The following is a 15,567-nucleotide window of genomic DNA, read 5'->3' as shown; positions in this document are numbered from 1 at the left end:
AGCCAGCGAAAGCGGCAAGCGGCCTACAGCCCGCGCCAGACCCGCCAGGCGGGGCAGTAAAGCCCGTCCTCCTCGCGGCAATTGGCGAAGGTGAACAGCACCGTCCAGGCGCGCCCCACCACCTCGTCCTTGTGGACATAGCCAAGGCCTGCGCGGCTGTCGGAGGAGGCGTCGCGGTTGTCACCCATCAGGAAAAGCTGGTTTTCCGGCACCAGGAAGGGGCCCACATCGTCGAACGGGCCCGCATCGGTGCGCTCGTAGATGACGTGTTCGCGCCCGCCGGGCAGGGTCTCGTCATAGACCGCCACGGAGACCTCCGAGCCGGTGTAATCGCGATAGGTGCGCTCGCCCAGCGGCTCGCGCGGGACGCGGTCGCCATTGATATAGAGCCGGCCGCTGCGCATCTCGATGCGGTCGCCGGGCAGGCCGACGACGCGCTTGATCAGATTGAGGTTCTGGTCAGGATCACGCACCACCACCACATGGCCGCGCTCAGGCAGGGAGCCGAAAATCCGCCCCGACCAGCTTTCGGGCAGGAGATAGCCCATGCCCAGCGGCAGTGAATGGCGCGAATAGCCGTAGGCGAACTTGCTCACCAGCACCCGGTCTCCGACCTCCAGGCTCGGCTGCATGGAGACCGACGGGATGTGGAACGCGGCGAAGAAGAAGGTGACGAGCACGAACCACACCGCCGCGACCCCGCCCAGGAAGGAGACGATTTCGCTCGCCTCGCTGGCGGCCTTGCGGCCCATGCGCTTCACCAGATCGCTCATTTCAGTTTCACCGCCGTACCGTAGGCCAGGATTTCCGCAGTGCCTTCCATAACGGTCGAGGTGGAAAAGCGGAAGGTCACCACCGCATCGGCGCCGAGCTGTTCGGCGTGGGCCACAAGCCGGCCCAGCGCCTGCTCGCGCGACTCGCCCATGAGCTGGGTGTACTCATGCACCTCGCCGCCCACCAGATTGCGCAGGCCGGCGATGAAATCGCGGCCGAAAAAGCGCGCGCGCACCACCGAGCCCCGGGCGATGCCGATGACCTGCTCGATCTCCCGGCCCGGAACCGCGTCGCCCATGGTCACGAGCACCGGCGCGCGCGAGCCTGGATGATCTTTCATAGTCGCCATGACACACCCAAATCCGATCGGCCGACCCCGCCTTGGAGCTGTCCGCCTCGACCGGGCGCGGCGCTCCCAAGCGCATACCAATACCAGTGTTTAACCTGATTCCAAACGCTTAACGCGCAAGGGCCGGCCCGCTTCGCGCAGCACGACGGACGAATCCGTGTTATCAGGGAAAATTCTGCGCTGTGGAGCCTTGCCATGACCGATTCGACCACGGACCCGAGCCGAGAACCTGGCCCTGAACAGCCCGGCGCCGGCCCTCGCACCAGCCCGCGCGACCAGAGCGGCGACCGGATTCTGGTGATCGTCAATTATGTGCTGGCGTTTCTGGCGTTGTCCAACGGCGTGACGCTGCTGATCGCGGCGATCCTGGCCTATGTGCGCCGCGACCAGGCCGAGCCCTGGCTGAAGAGCCATTTCGAGTTCCAGATCGCCACCTTCTGGTACGGGCTGGTCTTCTTCCTCGCCGGCTTCGTGACGCTCTGGATCCTGGGTCTGGGCCTTCTGATCTGGCTCATCGGCGCCATCTGGCTGGTGATCCGCGCCGCCGTGGGCCTCATCCGCCTGATCGACGGACGCGCCCACTCAGACCCCTGGGGTTTTCTGGTCTAGGCGCTCTCCAGCATCGCCTCGCCGGGTTCAAACAGGGGCGCGGCGCCCAGCTTGATGTCGCCCAGGAGGCCGGGCGCGCTGGACAGGATGGTGTCGGCGTAGACCCGCGCAAGCGAGATTTTCGAGCGCGCGTAGGGTTCGTTCTCGCCGTCTTTAAGCATGCGCTGGGCCGCCACCGCGCCGACGCACATGAGCCAGCCTCCGGTTACGTCGCCGGCGAGCTTTAAAAACGGTGTCGCGGCGGCGAGGCGATCATCGTCGGACGCCTTGAGCAGCCAGGCGGACGCGGCCTCCAGCGTGTCGCACGCCGGTTTCAGGCGCGCGGCCAGCTCGGGCAGGTCCGGGTTGGAGCTGGTGTCGAGATCCTCCACCGTCTGGCGGACATCCTCGATCAGCTCGCCCATGGCTTTGCCGCCGTCGCGCACCAGCTTGCGGCCCACCAGATCGATGGCCTGAATGCCGTTGGTGCCCTCATAGATCGGGGCGATGCGCGCATCGCGGTAATGCTGGGCGGCGCCGGTCTCCTCCACAAAGCCCATGCCGCCATGGACCTGGATTCCCATGGAGGCGACTTCCACGCCCATATCGGTGGCCCAGGCCTTGGCGATGGGGATCAGCAGATCCTCCCGCCGCTTCGACCAGGCCTTTTCCTCGGCGTCGTCGCCCCAATGGCCGAGATCGGCTTCCACCGCGGCGTGGTAGCAAAGCGCGCGCGCCGCCTCGATCCGCGCCTTCATGAGGGCGAGGGTGCGGCGCACGTCGGGATGATCGATGATGGCGTGAGGCGCCTCGGTGTCGACGCCGGCGGCGCGGCCCTGGCGGCGGTCCTTGGCGTAGGCGAGGGCCTGCTGATAGGCGCGCTCGGCGATGCCGACGCCCTGCACGCCCACATTCAGGCGCGCCGAGTTCATCATGATGAACATGCCGGCCATGCCCTTGAACTCCTCGCCCACGAGCCAGCCCTTGGCGTCGGCGAACTCCATGGTGCAGGTGGGCGAGCCGTGAATGCCCATCTTGTGCTCCAGCCCGATGGCCTTGGCGCCGTTGCGCTGGCCGGGATTGCCGTCCGCGTCGGGCAGGAATTTCGGCACCAGGAAGAGCGAGATTCCCCGCGTGCCCGGCGCGCCGTCCGGGGTGCGCGCCAGCACCAGGTGGACGATGTTATCCGCGCAGTCATGCTCGCCCCAGGTGATGTAGATCTTCTGGCCGGAAATCGCCCAGGAGCCGTCGCCGTTGGGGACCGCCTTGGTGCGCAGCGCGCCCACGTCCGAGCCGGCCGACGGCTCGGTGAGGTTCATGGTGGCGGTCCACTCACCAGAGATGATCTTGGGCAGATAGACCGCGCGCTGCTCGTCGGTGCCCACCTCGATCAGCGCCTCGATGGCGCCGAAGCTGAGCATGGGACCGAGGCCGAAGGCCATGTTGGCGCTTTGCAGCATCTCCATGAGCGCGCAGCCCAGCGCCTTGGGCAGGCCCATGCCGCCCACATCTGAGGGAAACTGCAGACCCTGCCAGCCGCCCTCAACGAATTTGGCGTAGGCTTCCTTGAAGCCTTCGGGGGTGCGCACCACGCCGTTCTCCAGCGTGCAGCCCTGCTGGTCGCCGATCTTGTTCAAGGGGGCCAGCACGTCATTGGCCATCCGGGCCGCCTCATCGAGGATCGCAGCCGTCAGATCGGAGCTGAATTCAGGAAAGGCGCCGGTGGCCTTCACGCTGTCCAGCGCGGCGATTTCTTCAAGCGAGAATCGGATGTCCCGGACCGGGGCGCGATAGCTCATGGGGAATCCCTTCCGTCGTGATGCGGCGTCGATGGTCGCAAACATAGCGCCTTCAGCGCCGAACGGTAGGGGCGCGGCGCCGCACCCGTAAAGTGCGATGCGCCGTCAGCGCCCGCCCCGCGCGCCCACCCCGCATTGTTGCGTCGCAACACGAAATCGCCTATACGCCAGCCATTCCCGACAGAGCCGGCCCGGCCCCGAAAGGCGTGCGGTCTATTCTGATTAACAGTCACGACGGCGCGGCTTCGCGCGCGCCGCCTGAAGAAGAGTTGCCGGTTCATGGCGTTTCACGAGATCCACCAGACGGTCCTGCGCTATTTGCAGGAGACCTGGTTTTTCAATGTCCGCGGCGACGTGCTCGCCGGGCTGGTGGTGGCGCTGGCGCTGATCCCTGAAGCCATCGCGTTTTCCATCATCGCCGGGGTGGACCCCAAGGTGGGCCTCTACGCCAGCTTCTCCATCGCCGTGCTGATCGCCTTCACCGGAGGCCGGCCGGGGATGATCTCCGCGGCGACGGCGGCGACGGCGGTGCTCATGGTCACGCTGGTGGCCGAGCACGGCCTGCAATACCTGCTCGCCACCACGGTTCTGGCGGGCCTGTTGCAGATCGGCGCGGGCGTTCTGCGCCTGGGCTTTCTCATGCGTTTCGTGTCGCGCTCGGTGCTCACCGGCTTTGTGAACGCGCTCGCCATCCTGATCTTCATGGCGCAATTGCCCGAGCTCACCGGCGTGACCTGGGTGACCTATGTGATGGTCGCGGCCGGCCTGGCGATCATCTATCTGTTCCCGAAACTGACCACGGTGATCCCCTCGCCGCTGGTGTGCATCGTGGTGCTGACGCTGCTGAGCTTCTTCCTGGGCCTCGACGTGCGCACGGTGAGCGATATGGGCGCGCTGCCCGACACCCTGCCGGTCTTCCTGCTGCCGGACATTCCGCTGACCTTTGAAACCCTGCAGATCATCTTCCCCTACGCCGCCGCGGTCGCCGTGGTGGGTTTGCTGGAAAGCCTTCTGACCGCGCAGATCGTGGACGATCTCACCGATACGCCCAGCGACAAGAACCGCGAATGCATCGGCCAGGGCGTCGCCAACACCGTCACCGGCTTTTTCGGCGGCATGGCGGGCTGCGCCATGATCGGCCAGTCGGTGATCAACGTGAAATCCGGCGGAAGGGGACGCCTGTCCTCGCTCATGGCGGGCCTGTTCCTCTTGTTCCTGATCCTGGTGCTGGGCGATCTGGTGGCGCTGGTGCCCATGCCGGCCCTGGTGGCGATCATGATCATGGTGTCCATCGGCACGTTCTCCTGGTCCAGCGTGAAGGCGCTGCGCACCTATCCCTTTAGCTCCAATCTGGTGATGATCGCCACGGTGGCCGGGGTGGTGATCTCCCACAATCTCGCAGTGGGCGTCGCGATCGGGATCGTTCTGTCCGGCGTGTTCTTCGCCTGGAAGGTCTCCAACCTGTTCACCGTCTCCAGCAGCTTGAGCGAGGATGAACGCGCCCGCACCTACGCGGTGGAGGGCCAGCTCTTCTTCGCCTCGACCGAGGAATTCATGAAGAGCTTCGATTTCCGCGAGGCCCTCACGGACGTCACCCTCGACCTTTCCCGCGCCCATATCTGGGACATCTCGGCGGTGCAGGCCATCGATCTGGCGGTGACCAAGTTCAAGCGCGAAGGCGCGACCGTGACCCTGGTCGGCATGAACGAGGCCAGCGAAACCCTGATGAACCGCCTCGGCGCCAAGGAGGGCGAAGCGGTGGAGACGGGCCATTGAGGCGCCGGACTCTGTCCTCCCCCTTGATGGGGGAGGTGTCCGCAAAGCGGACGGAGGGGGTGGCGGCGCTGCGATCGTCCGCCGTCAGTGCGGAGGCTCCCCCCACCCGACCGCGCCTTCGGCGCGCCCACCCTCCCCACACGGAGGAGGGACAAGACGCGCCGTACTCGGTCCTGACCATCGCCTTGTGCGGTCACCACACTCCCTATCGCCCTTCCTCTTTTGAACGCTCCCTTATTCGGATAGAGACAGCGTCATGACCCGCATCACCGCCTTCATCGACACCTCCGCTTATAGCGAGAGCGTCACCGATCACGCCGCCTGGGTGAGCCGGACCACCGGCTACGGGCTCGATCTGGTCCATGTGGTGGATCACCGCCGGCGCACCGCGCCGCTGGATTTCACCGGCAATCTGGCGCTGGGCGCGAAATCCACGCTCATGGACACGCTCACCAAGCACGACGCCGAGGCCGCCCGGCTGGCGCGCGAAACCGGCGCCGCAGTGCTGGATGCTGCGAAGGCCCATGCCGAAGCCGCCGGCGCGCTGGACGTGCACGCCAAGCTGCGCACCGGCGCCATGCTGGATGCGGTGAAGGATTTCGAGGACGGCTCGCGCCTGCTGGTCGTGGGCAAGCGCGGCGAGCACGCCGACTACGCCGCCGGGCATCTGGGCTCCAATCTGGAGCGGGTCGTGCGCGCGGCCCATCGCCCGGTTCTGGTGGCCAGCCGCGCCTTCAAACAGCCCCGCCACGCGGTCATCGCCTTTGACGGCGGCGCCAGCGTCGGCAAGGCCATCAGCCATATCGCCGACGGCGCGCTGTTCGGCGGCGTGAAACTGACCTTGCTGAACGCCGGGCGGAGCGATGACGGGCTGGAGCGCGAGATGAACGCGGCGGCCGGACTCCTCACCGAGGCCGGCCATCAGCTGGAGACGGTGTTCACCGCCGGCGAGCCGGAGAAGGTCATCCTGGCCCATGTGGCCGAGACCGGCGCGGACCTTCTGGTCATGGGCGCCTACGGCCATTCGCGCATCCGCACCCTGATCATCGGATCCACCACCACCGAAATGGTGCGCAGCTGCCGCATCCCGGTGATGCTGTTCCGCCCGGAGATGGGTTAGCGGTCTTCGGCGAGCCGCCGCGTCCTTCGAGGCTTTTGCTGCGCAAAAGACTCCTCAGGATGAGGAAAACAGGGGCCCGACTTACCCTCATCTGCGAGGTGCGACCCCGGACTTGATCCGGGGGAGCCTCGAAGGACGCCGGTGAGCAGCGGGCTCCTACCGCCCCGCCGTGCGCGCCGCCATCGCCTCGCACGCCGCGTCAAACGCCAGAAGGATCGAGCCGTGGCGCTGGCGATAGCTGGCGGCGGGCTGAAGGACTTCAAGCTCTGCAAACCGCCCCGACGGCGCCGGGCCGTTCTCCTGCAGCATGGCTTTCAGCGACGCACGCCCGGCTTCCACCTCGCTGCGGTCCGCCCCGATCGCATGGCGCGCGAACACCGAGGCGCTCGCCTGACCCAGCGCGCAGGCCGAGACGTCCATCCCAAGATCGGCGATGCGCCCGGCCTCATCGAACATCAGATCCAGCGTCAGCTCAGACCCGCAAATGCGCGACACCTTCGTGGCGCTGGCGTGGGGCTCCCCCAGCCGCTCGGCGTGGGGAATGTCGGCGGCGAGCTGAAGCAGCGCGTTGGAATAGACGTCGGTCATGGACGGGAGATCGGGCCGCGGCGGGGAAGGATCAAGCCTTCATCCGCCATGTCGTCCCCTCCGGTCCATCATCGGCCTGCACGCCATGCTCGTCGAGCTGTTCGCGGATCTCGTCGGCGCGGGCGAAGTCCTTGTCGGCGCGGGCTTTCGTGCGCTCCACAATGAGCTGGTCGATCTTTGCGCGCTCCTCGTCCGCCACGGCGTCAAGGCCGAACCAGGCGTCGGGATCGCTTTGCAGAAGGCCCAGAATCGCGCCGGCGGCCTTCAGCTCGGCCGCCGCCTCGGCCCGGGCTTGATCGTCATCGGCCTTGTTGGCGCGCGCGGCGAATTCAAACAGGGCGGCCAGGGCGCGCGGCGTGTTCAGATCGTCATGGAGCGCGGTGAGCACGGCCTCCGGCGTCTCGGCATCAGCAGACGCGTCCACATCGCCCATGCGCCGCAGCACGCCATAAAGGCGGTCCAGGCTCTTGCGCGCGCTGCCGATGAGGGCGGGCGTCCAGTCCAGCGGGGCGCGGTAATGGCCGGTGAGCATCGCGTAGCGGATCGTCTCGCCCTTCACCCCGTCGGCCAGCATCTCGTGGACCGTGACCACATTGCCGTCGGATTTGCTCATCTTGGCCGAGTTCATGGCCAGAAAGCCGTTATGCAGCCAGTAATTGGCCAGCGGCGCGCCGTCATGGGCGCAGGCCGACTGGGCGATCTCGTTTTCATGGTGTGGAAACACCAGGTCGATTCCGCCGCCATGGATGTCGATGGTCTCTCCCAGCGAGCCCTCGATCATGGCCGAGCATTCGATATGCCAGCCGGGCCGCCCGCGCCCCCAGGGGCTGTCCCAGCCCGGCTCGCCGTCTTTGGCCGGCTTCCACAGCACAAAATCGGCCGCGTTCTTCTTGTAGGGCGCCACTTCGACGCGGGCGCCGGCGATCATCTCGTCCAGCGGGCGTTTGGAGAACTCGCCATAGGGCTGGTGCGTGTTCACCGCGAACAGGACATGGCCCTCAGCCTCATAGGCGAAGCCGCCTTCGATCAGCCGGGCGATGAAGGCGGTGATCTCGTCCATATGGCCGGTGGCGGTGGGTTCGAAGGTTTTGGGCAGCACGTTCAGCGCCGCGGCGTCCTCGTGATAGATCGCGGTGAAGCGGTCGGAGATCACCTTGATGTCCACGCCCTCGGCCCCGGCGGCGGCGTTGATCTTGTCGTCCACGTCGGTGAAGTTGCGCGCAAACAGCACCGCTGCTTCGCCATAGGTCCGGCGCAGCACGCGAAACAGCACGTCGAACACCACTTCGGGGCGGAAATTGCCCACATGGGCGGGCGCATAGACCGTGGGTCCGCACACATACATCGTCACCCGCGCGGGATCCTGGGGCGTGAACTCGCGCTTCTTGCGTGAGGCCGTATCGTAGAGTGTGAGCCCGGTCATGATCGGCGTGTCCCGCTGTGGCGATGGTGGAGCGCGCCGGTCTACACCGAAGCCCGGCCGCAAAAAAGAGGGCCCGCCCATTGGACAGGCGGCGCGGAAGGCCTAATTAGAGCGCTGGCGCAAAACCAAGCCCGCGCCGCACCGACTTCAAAGACCCGGCGAACGCCTGGCGGACGTGTCCGCAAGCGCAAGAGCCGGATCCGGAAACCGGTACTTCGTGAAGACGTCTCCAGACAAAAGACAGCTTCGCGCCCGTCAACGAAAGGATCCGCCGACAATGGACGCCATGACCGATAAAGACACGCTCGACGCCTCGCCCGCCACCGACACGCCCCGCCCCAGCCGCGATGAAGCCGAAGCCGCCGTGCGCACGCTTTTGCGCTGGGCCGGCGACGATCCCCGGCGCGAAGGCCTTCTGGAGACGCCCAAGCGCGTGGTGAAGGCCTATGAAGACTGGTTCAGGGGCTATGGCGAGGATCCAAAAGCGATCCTGGGCAAGCGCTTTGAAGACGTGCAAGGCTATGACGACATGGTCATGCTCACCCATATCGATGTGGAGAGCCATTGCGAGCACCACATGGCGCCGATCCTGGGCACGGCGTGCGTCGCCTATCTGCCCGACCGCGCCGTGGTGGGCATCTCCAAGATCGCCAAAGTGGTCGAGGCCTACTCCAAGCGGCTTCAGACCCAGGAGACCATGACCGCTCAGATCGCCGACGCCATTGAAGACGCCATGAACCCGCGCGGCGTGGCCATCTTCGTTGACGCCAAGCACCAGTGCATGACCACGCGGGGCGTGCATCACCCCAACGTGTCGACCATCACCACCACCTTCACCGGTGAGTTCAAGGCCAACCCGGAACTGCGCGAGCGCTTCATGCGCCTTTGCGAAAAGTCGCAGCGTTAAACGTCACGGCTTAAGACGGCGAAAGAGCTCCGGCGCGCCTGCGCCGGGGCTCTTTCATTTATGGTCTTCTTGTGACGTTTCAGTTTAACGGTCGAAATGAGCGGCATGGTTTGTTAGCTAAGGCCTCCTGTACTGACGACAGTGATCACCCAGGAAGGAGTTCAACCATGAACCTTCGCCAATTGACCACCGCCGCCGGGGCCGCAGCCGCCAGCCTCGCCTTCGCCGCCACGCCCGCCATGGCCCAGGCCGCACGATCTCAAGCCCAGGCCCAGGCTCAGGCGCAGATGCAGGTGGAGCCCATCGCCAACGCCGAGCTCACCGACGCGCAGGTGGAGTCCTTCATCGACGCGGCCATGGCCGTCCAGGCCGTGGTTCAGCAATACCAGCCGCAAATGCAGGCCGCCGAAAGCCAGGAGGCCGCGGCCGCGCTGCAGCAGCAGGCCCAGGGCGAGCTCGTCTCCGCGGTGGAGGACGCCGGCCTCACGCCGGAGACCTATCAGTCCATCGCCGCCGCCGCGCAGACCGACCCCCAGGTCGCCGAGCGCCTGAACGCCGAAGCCCAGTCGCGCCAGAGCGCCGACTAATCGGCGCCGCGCACCTGGACATGAAAAGGGCGGCCCCGCGGGCCGCCCTTTTTTGTGCGTCGCTCAAGAGCCGCTTCAGGTGTTGTCGGCGTCCAGTTCCGCCACCAGGGAGGTCTCTGGCGGGGCGGAGCCGTCGGCGGGGCGCGCCGCGTCGCGGATCGCCACGATCCGCTCGCGCTCGGCCGCGAACAGCGCGAGCTCGCCGTCGCTGAGGGTCTTGCCGGTGGGCAGATCCAGCGCCAGCGGATTGGTGGGCCGGCCGTTGAGGTGGACTTCATAGTGCAGGTGCGGGCCGGTGGAGCGCCCGGTGGTGCCCACATAGCCGATGGTCTGGCCCTGTTGCACCCGTGCGCCGGCGCGGATCCCGCGCGCAAACCCGTTCAGGTGCGCATAGGCGGTCTCATAGCCGTTGGCGTGCTGGATGCGGATATAGTTGCCGAAGCTGCCGAAACGGTTCGCCCGCGCCACCACCCCGGCGCCCGCGGCCATGATCGGCGTGCCGCGCGGAGCGGCGAAATCGGTGCCGTTATGGGCGCGATTGGTCTGCAGGACCGGATGGAAGCGCATGCCGAAATTGGAGCTGATCCGGGCGCCGTTGATGGGCATCTTCATGAGCAGGCGGCGGGCGCTTTCGCCCTCGGACGTATAATAGCCGATCTCGCCGTCCGGCGCCTCGAAGCGGAAATACTCCAGCGCGTCGCCGCGCCCGTCGAACACCAGATAGACGATCTCGCCGGTGCGCACGGTCTCGCCGCGCCGGTTCACGAAGCGCTCGAACACCACGTCGAACGCGTCGCCAGGCTGGATGGTCCGGAAGTCCACCGCATAGCCCAGGATCCCGGCCAGCTCCACCACGATGCGGTCGGTGGCTCCCACCTCCAGCGCCGAAACATAGAGCGAGGAGTCCACCTCGCCGCGGGCGCGGACCAGTTGACGCTCCAGCGCCGGAGCCGCTTCACGGGCGCGAAAATTGTCGTCCATGCGCGCCACGGTGAGGGTGCGGTCTGAATCAGGACGGAAGGAGAAACCGGCCAGGCGCGCTTCGCCGCTATGCTGGTCATCGGCGATCTGGCGCAAGGTCGGCGTCTCCATGAAGACGGTCAGGCTCTGGCCTGCGCGCAGATTGCGCGCCGAAAAGAGCGGCTCCAGCGCGGCGATGGCGCGGGCGGCGTCGAGGCGGCTGGCGCCGGCGGCGTCCAGCACGCTGGCGAAGGTCTGGCCGCGGCTGACGGTGATTTCGTGCGCGCTCACCTGGGGCCGCCAGGTGGCGTCGGTGAACAGGGCGTGCTCGGCTTCGATGAGCGCGCGGCCGGTGTCGAACACCGCTGCGCGCATCAGGGCCGGGGCCGGCGCCTCTCCGGAAAGGCCGCCGGCCGTCACCACGGCGTCGGCGCCGGTCGCCAGATCGGCGGCCAGCTCCAGCTCGACTGGAGATGCGGCCCGCGCCTCGCCCGGGGACGGGTTGCGCAGGATCAGCAGCGCGAAGGTGAACAGGAGGACGCCGGTCAGCGTTAAGAAGAAAGCCAGGGTGCGAGACCGGCGGGCGTCGGCGTGTTTAACGTCGAATCCGGACATGAGTGTGTTTGAAAACCCCTCGTAACCGCACATTTACAGCCGCGCCGGCGCGTGGTCCGCGTCGCGAAGCATTCACCAGGCCGTTCTGCAATTACCAGACCGAAACCACAGTGTCGGCGGCGCGGTGCAGCTTGATCTGCGATATGTTGACCCAGGCGAACTGGCTTGCCAAGCCATGCCGAAAAGAACCTGAGCATAATTAACAAACCCGTAAGCTCGACGCAGCCCCCTCCGGAGGCCCGCCATGAAACAGACCTTTCTGCTCCTCGCCGTGCTCGGCGGCCTTGTCGCGGCCACCGTGTGGGTCGCCGTTGATGTCTGGACCAGCATGGACACCGCGATGAGCTGGCATGGCTGGCTCGCTCTTACCCTCGGCGTGGTGTTCACCGCAGGCCTCGGCGGCGGGTTGATGTGGCTGGTGTTTCACTCCAGCCGCAGCGGCCATGACGATATGGACGACAGCGTCTAGCGGCACGCCAGCCCCGGCTGCGCGGCGCCGGCGCCGCGCAGCCGGGATGGAGTGGCGCCTGTTCGAATTTGAGAATCGCGTCACAGTGGCCGCATGACACAGATCGCCGCGCTCTCCGCCACCGACCTCGCCGCCCTGCTCTGCTCGCGGGTTTGCCATGACATCGCCGGACCGGCCAGCGCCATGGGCGCGGCGCTTTCGGTTCTGGACGATGACGATGCGGCGGACATGCGCGACGACGCCATCGCGCTTCTGCGCAACGGCGCCGGACAAATCCGCTCCAAGCTGGAATACGCCCGCGTCTGCTTTGGCGCAGCCGGATCGCGCAGCGGCGACATGGCCCTCAGCGAGATCCGCAACCTGGCGCAGTCCATGTTCAGCGAGGCGCGCTCGGAACTGGCGTGGAAGACCGAAGGCGGCGAAATTCCCAAGAGCGCCGCGCGCGTTCTGCTCAACCTGATCTGGCTGGCCGTCGACACTCTGCCGCGCGGTGGAACCGTGACGATCGAGGCGGCCGCCTCCGGTGACGGCGGCGCGCGCCTGCGCGTGGTCGCCGCCGGGCCGCGCCTGCGCCTGGATGCGGCCTATATCACTGCGTTCAAGGGCGACGCGCCCGAAGACGGGTTCGACGGCCGCAATGTTCAGCCCTATTACGCCGGACTCATCGCCCGCGAAAGCGGCGGCCGGGCTGAAGCAAGCCTCACCGAGGACCGCGTCGAACTGGCCGCTCTGACCGGGCCGGGACACAGCATCCAGGCCGCCGAATAAGCACGCCGCAGCCCGTCGCTGCGACGCTCGCGACCGGGTCGGCCGTCCAACCTTCCGTTAACCCTGCCATGACACTGTGAGGGCCTGAACCGCCATGTCAGGGCTGCGGGGTTTATTCATGGATGAGTTGATCGGCGAATTTCTGAGCGAAACGTTCGAGAGTCTGGACGTTATCGATTCAGAGCTGGTGAAGTTTGAGGCCGACCCCACAGATCGGGCGACGCTGGATAATATTTTCCGGCTTCTGCACACCATCAAGGGCACGTGCGGCTTCCTTGCGCTGGAGCGGCTGGAAGCGGTGGCCCACGCCGGTGAGACGCTGCTGGGCAAGTTCCGCGACGGCGATCTGGTGGCCGATTCCAGCGCCGTGACGCTGGTGCTGGAAGCGCTGGACCGCATCAAGGAGATCCTCACCGGGATTGAAATGACGGGGACAGAACCCGCCGGCGAGGATTCAGAGCTGATCAATCGCCTGGAAATCCTGTCTGAAGGCGGCGCCGACCCCAAGGCCGCAGCGCCGTCCCGTGCACCGGCCCCTGCGCCTGAGCCCGAACCCGAACTCGCGGCGCCCGAGCCTGAACCTGAACCGGTCGCGGAGGCCGGCTACGGATTTGACGCCGATCTGGGCCGTGAACTGCGCCTGGGCGAGGTGTCGCTGGCCGATCTGGAAGCCGCGTTCATGAACACGCCCGGCCCCGAAGAAGACGAGGCGCCCGCGGCCGCCGAAATCGAGGACGAGGATCTGGACGCCGAGCTGGACGCGCCCATGGTCAGCGCCGCGCCCGCCGCCAACACGCCGGCCCAGGCGGAAGCGGCGCGTCCCGCCGCCTCCAACGGTCCGGCCCGCGCCAGCGCCACCATACGGGTGAGCGTGGACGTGCTTGAAAACCTGATGACTACGGTGTCCGAGCTGGTCCTGGCGCGCAATCAGATGCACCAGATCGTGCGCGGCGTTGAAGACAGCGCCCTGAAGACGCCGCTGCAGCGCCTGTCCTCGGTGACCGCCGAGCTGCAGGAAGGGGTGATGAAGACCCGCATGCAGCCGGTGGGCGACGCCTGGAAGAAGCTGCCGCGCATCGTGCGCGACGCCACCCAGGATCTGGGCAAGAAAATCAAGCTGATCCAGGAAGGTGAAGACACCGAGCTGGATCGCCAGGTGCTTGAGCTGATCAAGGATCCGCTCACTCACATGATCCGCAATTCCTGCGATCACGGCCTGGAGACGCCTGAGAAGCGGATCGCTGCGGGCAAGAGCGAAACCGGCACGATCAGGCTGTCGGCCTATCATGAAGGCGGCGCGATCATCATCAAGCTCGTTGATGACGGCGCCGGCATCGACCCGGCCAAGATCCGCGCCAAGGCGCTGGAAAAGGGTCTGGCCACCGAGGATGAGCTGGCCCAGATGAGCGAAGCGCAGATCCAGCGCTTCATCTTTGCAGCCGGATTCTCCACGGCGGCGCAGATCACCAACCTGTCCGGCCGCGGCGTCGGCATGGACGTGGTGCGCACCAATATCGAACAGATCGGCGGCTCGATCGATCTGGTGAGCGCGGTGGGCAAGGGCTCCACCTTCACCATCAAGATTCCGCTCACCCTGGCCATCGTCTCGGCCCTGGTGATCAAGTCGGGCGAGCAGCGCTTCGCCGTACCGCAATTGTCGGTGCGCGAGCTGGTGCGCGTGGGCCCGGGCTCGCCGGTGACCGTGGAGACCCTGAACGGGGCCAGCATGATCCGCCTGCGCGAGCGGCTGCTGCCGGTGATCGGGCTGGAGCAAGTGCTCTCCCAATCGCTGCAGGAAGGCGCGATGTCAGGCTATGTCGTCGTGCTGGAAGCCGCCGGGCGCAAGCTGGGTCTTGTGGTCGACGACGTGCTCGACACCGAGGAGATCGTGGTCAAGCCGCTGTCGGGTCCCTTGCGCGCCACCACCGTATTCTCCGGCGCCACCATTCTGGGCGACGGATCGGTGATCATGATCCTTGACCCCAATGGTCTGGCCCAGGAAATCGCCACCGAAACCGAAGACGCCGACACCGGCCGGGGCGAAGTGACCGAAGCCGCCGCTGAAATCAGCGCCCGTCAGCGCCTGCTGCTGGTGCGTGCGGGCGGCTCCGAACCCAGGGCCGTGCCGGTCAGCCTCATCACGCGCCTTGAGGACTTCGAGGCCTCCGCCATCGAGATGACCGACGGACGCCGGGTCGTGCAGTATCGCGGACGCCTGTTGCCGCTGGCCCATGTGGGCGGCGACGGCGCCTTCCGGACCGAGGGCCGTCAACCGGTGCTGGTGTTCTCCGAGGACGGAAAATCGGCCGGAGTCGCGGTGGACGAGATCCTGGACGTGGTCGAGGAAGTGCTCGACCTGGAGATGGGCTCCGAACGCCCCGGCGTGATCGGCTCGGCCGTGATCAAGGGCAAGGCCACCGAGGTGCTCGACATCGCCTGGCACATGGAGCGCGCCTGGTCCGGCGCGCCCCAGCGCATGAAATCAAAATCCCGCAGCGCCATTCTGCTGGTGGAGGCCGACGCGTTCTCGCGGCGCATGCTGGCGCCGCTGCTGGCGGCGGCCGGTTATGACGTCACCGTGGCGGGCGGGCTTCACGAGGCGCGCGACGCGGCCCAGATGGGCGCGGCCTATGATGTGGTCGTCGGTGATCCGGGCGCCCTCGCGCGCCTGGCCTCCGAGGGCTATTTCACCGACACGCCGCGCCTGGGTGTGGGCGAAAACGCCTATGGCTCGCCCATGGACGGGTTTGTCGCCGTGATCGACCGCGCCGACCGCGGCGGGCTGATCGCTATGCTGGACAAGGCCGCGCGCACCGAGCGCGCCGTCGAAGCGGCTTGAAGGAG

Annotated in this window: 14 protein-coding genes; 8 read left to right on the top strand and 6 right to left on the bottom strand. The window is 66.8% G+C overall.

Annotation, left to right across the window (positions count from 1 at the left end; genetic code table 11):
• Positions 1-23 precede the first annotated feature (23 nt).
• Together lepB and ACWCOP_RS01680 are read right to left on the bottom strand one after the other, a co-directional pair.
• Positions 24-773: a signal peptidase I gene (gene lepB / locus ACWCOP_RS01685; RefSeq protein ID WP_478249490.1), complete on the bottom strand. Its 750-nt coding sequence runs from the start codon at positions 771-773 to the stop codon at positions 24-26.
• Positions 770-1,123 (bottom strand): YbjQ family protein, encoded by a 354-nt coding sequence (locus ACWCOP_RS01680; protein WP_478249489.1) that lies wholly within the window; start codon positions 1,121-1,123, stop codon positions 770-772. The genes lepB and ACWCOP_RS01680 overlap by 4 nt, the downstream gene beginning before the upstream one ends.
• A 195-nt stretch (positions 1,124-1,318) precedes the next feature.
• On the opposite strand from ACWCOP_RS01680, the gene ACWCOP_RS01675 reads away from it, so the two are divergent.
• On the top strand, positions 1,319-1,732 hold the full coding sequence (locus tag ACWCOP_RS01675) for a DUF4870 family protein (protein ID WP_478249488.1): 414 nt from the start codon (positions 1,319-1,321) through the stop codon (positions 1,730-1,732).
• Here ACWCOP_RS01675 and ACWCOP_RS01670 read toward each other — a convergent pair.
• Positions 1,729-3,510 carry an acyl-CoA dehydrogenase gene (locus tag ACWCOP_RS01670; RefSeq protein ID WP_478249487.1) on the bottom strand — a complete coding sequence of 594 codons (1,782 nt, stop codon included), beginning with the start codon at positions 3,508-3,510 and terminating at the stop codon, positions 1,729-1,731. The two genes, ACWCOP_RS01675 and ACWCOP_RS01670, sit on opposite strands and share 4 nt — an antisense overlap.
• Positions 3,511-3,789: 279 nt before the next feature.
• Between ACWCOP_RS01670 and ACWCOP_RS01665 the strand changes: the two genes are divergently transcribed.
• A complete protein-coding gene (locus tag ACWCOP_RS01665) occupies positions 3,790-5,286 on the top strand; it encodes a SulP family inorganic anion transporter (protein ID WP_478249486.1) in 1,497 nt (498 codons plus the stop codon).
• A 256-nt stretch (positions 5,287-5,542) separates the two neighbouring features.
• Positions 5,543-6,406 carry a universal stress protein gene (locus tag ACWCOP_RS01660; protein ID WP_478249485.1) on the top strand — a complete coding sequence of 288 codons (864 nt, stop codon included), beginning with the start codon at positions 5,543-5,545 and terminating at the stop codon, positions 6,404-6,406.
• A gap of 156 nt (positions 6,407-6,562) precedes the next feature.
• Here the strand turns inward: ACWCOP_RS01660 and ACWCOP_RS01655 are convergent, their stop codons facing one another.
• Both ACWCOP_RS01655 and cysS read right to left on the bottom strand, forming a co-directional pair.
• The gene (locus ACWCOP_RS01655) at positions 6,563-6,994 is read right to left on the bottom strand and encodes an iron-sulfur cluster assembly scaffold protein (protein ID WP_478249484.1); all 432 of its coding nucleotides are present in this window, start codon (positions 6,992-6,994) and stop codon (positions 6,563-6,565) included.
• A 31-nt stretch (positions 6,995-7,025) separates the two neighbouring features.
• Positions 7,026-8,417 (bottom strand): cysteine--tRNA ligase, encoded by a 1,392-nt coding sequence (gene cysS / locus ACWCOP_RS01650; protein WP_478249483.1) that lies wholly within the window; start codon positions 8,415-8,417, stop codon positions 7,026-7,028.
• Positions 8,418-8,694: 277 nt separating this feature from the next.
• Here cysS and folE point away from each other — a divergent pair, with 277 nt between their 5' ends.
• Both folE and ACWCOP_RS01640 read left to right on the top strand, forming a co-directional pair.
• A complete protein-coding gene (gene folE, locus ACWCOP_RS01645; RefSeq protein WP_478249482.1) occupies positions 8,695-9,324 on the top strand; it encodes a GTP cyclohydrolase I FolE in 630 nt (209 codons plus the stop codon).
• 167 nt (positions 9,325-9,491) lie between these two features.
• Positions 9,492-9,911, top strand: a complete 420-nt coding sequence (locus tag ACWCOP_RS01640; RefSeq protein WP_478249481.1) for a DUF4168 domain-containing protein — start codon at positions 9,492-9,494, stop codon at positions 9,909-9,911.
• Positions 9,912-9,986: 75 nt separating this feature from the next.
• Here the strand turns inward: ACWCOP_RS01640 and ACWCOP_RS01635 are convergent, their stop codons facing one another.
• Positions 9,987-11,486: a peptidoglycan DD-metalloendopeptidase family protein gene (locus ACWCOP_RS01635; protein ID WP_478249480.1), complete on the bottom strand. Its 1,500-nt coding sequence runs from the start codon at positions 11,484-11,486 to the stop codon at positions 9,987-9,989.
• Between the two features lie 244 nt (positions 11,487-11,730).
• On the opposite strand from ACWCOP_RS01635, the gene ACWCOP_RS01630 reads away from it, so the two are divergent.
• The 3 genes from ACWCOP_RS01630 (at position 11,731) to ACWCOP_RS01620 (ending at position 15,562) form a co-directional block, all read left to right on the top strand.
• Complete coding sequence (locus tag ACWCOP_RS01630; RefSeq protein ID WP_478249479.1) at positions 11,731-11,955, top strand: hypothetical protein; 225 nt, start codon at positions 11,731-11,733, stop codon at positions 11,953-11,955.
• A 93-nt stretch (positions 11,956-12,048) separates the two neighbouring features.
• The gene (chpT, locus tag ACWCOP_RS01625; RefSeq protein ID WP_478249478.1) at positions 12,049-12,723 is read left to right on the top strand and encodes a histidine phosphotransferase ChpT; all 675 of its coding nucleotides are present in this window, start codon (positions 12,049-12,051) and stop codon (positions 12,721-12,723) included.
• 118 nt (positions 12,724-12,841) lie between these two features.
• Positions 12,842-15,562, top strand: coding sequence for a chemotaxis protein CheW (locus ACWCOP_RS01620; RefSeq protein ID WP_478249477.1), 2,721 nt, complete (start codon positions 12,842-12,844; stop codon positions 15,560-15,562).
• Positions 15,563-15,567: the final 5 nt, after the last annotated feature.

The organism is Apolloniradiicaulis salifontis (assembly GCF_053756655.1).
Note: the sequence above shows the minus strand (reverse complement) of the source record. Positions and strands in the feature narration are given on the sequence as shown.

Bases quoted from the DNA above. Each gene is read 5' to 3' on its own strand.
- ACWCOP_RS01675 (WP_478249488.1), top strand. From the start codon at position 1,319: ATGACCGATTCGACCACGGACCCGAGCCGAGAACCTGGCCCTGAACAG.
- folE (WP_478249482.1), top strand. From the start codon at position 8,695: ATGGACGCCATGACCGATAAAGACACGCTCGACGCCTCGCCCGCCACC.
- ACWCOP_RS01670 (WP_478249487.1), bottom strand. From the start codon at position 3,510: ATGAGCTATCGCGCCCCGGTCCGGGACATCCGATTCTCGCTTGAAGAA.
- ACWCOP_RS01680 (WP_478249489.1), bottom strand. From the start codon at position 1,123: ATGGCGACTATGAAAGATCATCCAGGCTCGCGCGCGCCGGTGCTCGTG.
- lepB (WP_478249490.1), bottom strand. From the start codon at position 773: ATGAGCGATCTGGTGAAGCGCATGGGCCGCAAGGCCGCCAGCGAGGCG.
- cysS (WP_478249483.1), bottom strand. From the start codon at position 8,417: ATGACCGGGCTCACACTCTACGATACGGCCTCACGCAAGAAGCGCGAG.
- ACWCOP_RS01660 (WP_478249485.1), top strand. From the start codon at position 5,543: ATGACCCGCATCACCGCCTTCATCGACACCTCCGCTTATAGCGAGAGC.
- ACWCOP_RS01655 (WP_478249484.1), bottom strand. From the start codon at position 6,994: ATGACCGACGTCTATTCCAACGCGCTGCTTCAGCTCGCCGCCGACATT.
- ACWCOP_RS01620 (WP_478249477.1), top strand. From the start codon at position 12,842: ATGGATGAGTTGATCGGCGAATTTCTGAGCGAAACGTTCGAGAGTCTG.
- ACWCOP_RS01640 (WP_478249481.1), top strand. From the start codon at position 9,492: ATGAACCTTCGCCAATTGACCACCGCCGCCGGGGCCGCAGCCGCCAGC.
- ACWCOP_RS01635 (WP_478249480.1), bottom strand. From the start codon at position 11,486: ATGTCCGGATTCGACGTTAAACACGCCGACGCCCGCCGGTCTCGCACC.
- ACWCOP_RS01665 (WP_478249486.1), top strand. From the start codon at position 3,790: ATGGCGTTTCACGAGATCCACCAGACGGTCCTGCGCTATTTGCAGGAG.
- ACWCOP_RS01630 (WP_478249479.1), top strand. From the start codon at position 11,731: ATGAAACAGACCTTTCTGCTCCTCGCCGTGCTCGGCGGCCTTGTCGCG.
- chpT (WP_478249478.1), top strand. From the start codon at position 12,049: ATGACACAGATCGCCGCGCTCTCCGCCACCGACCTCGCCGCCCTGCTC.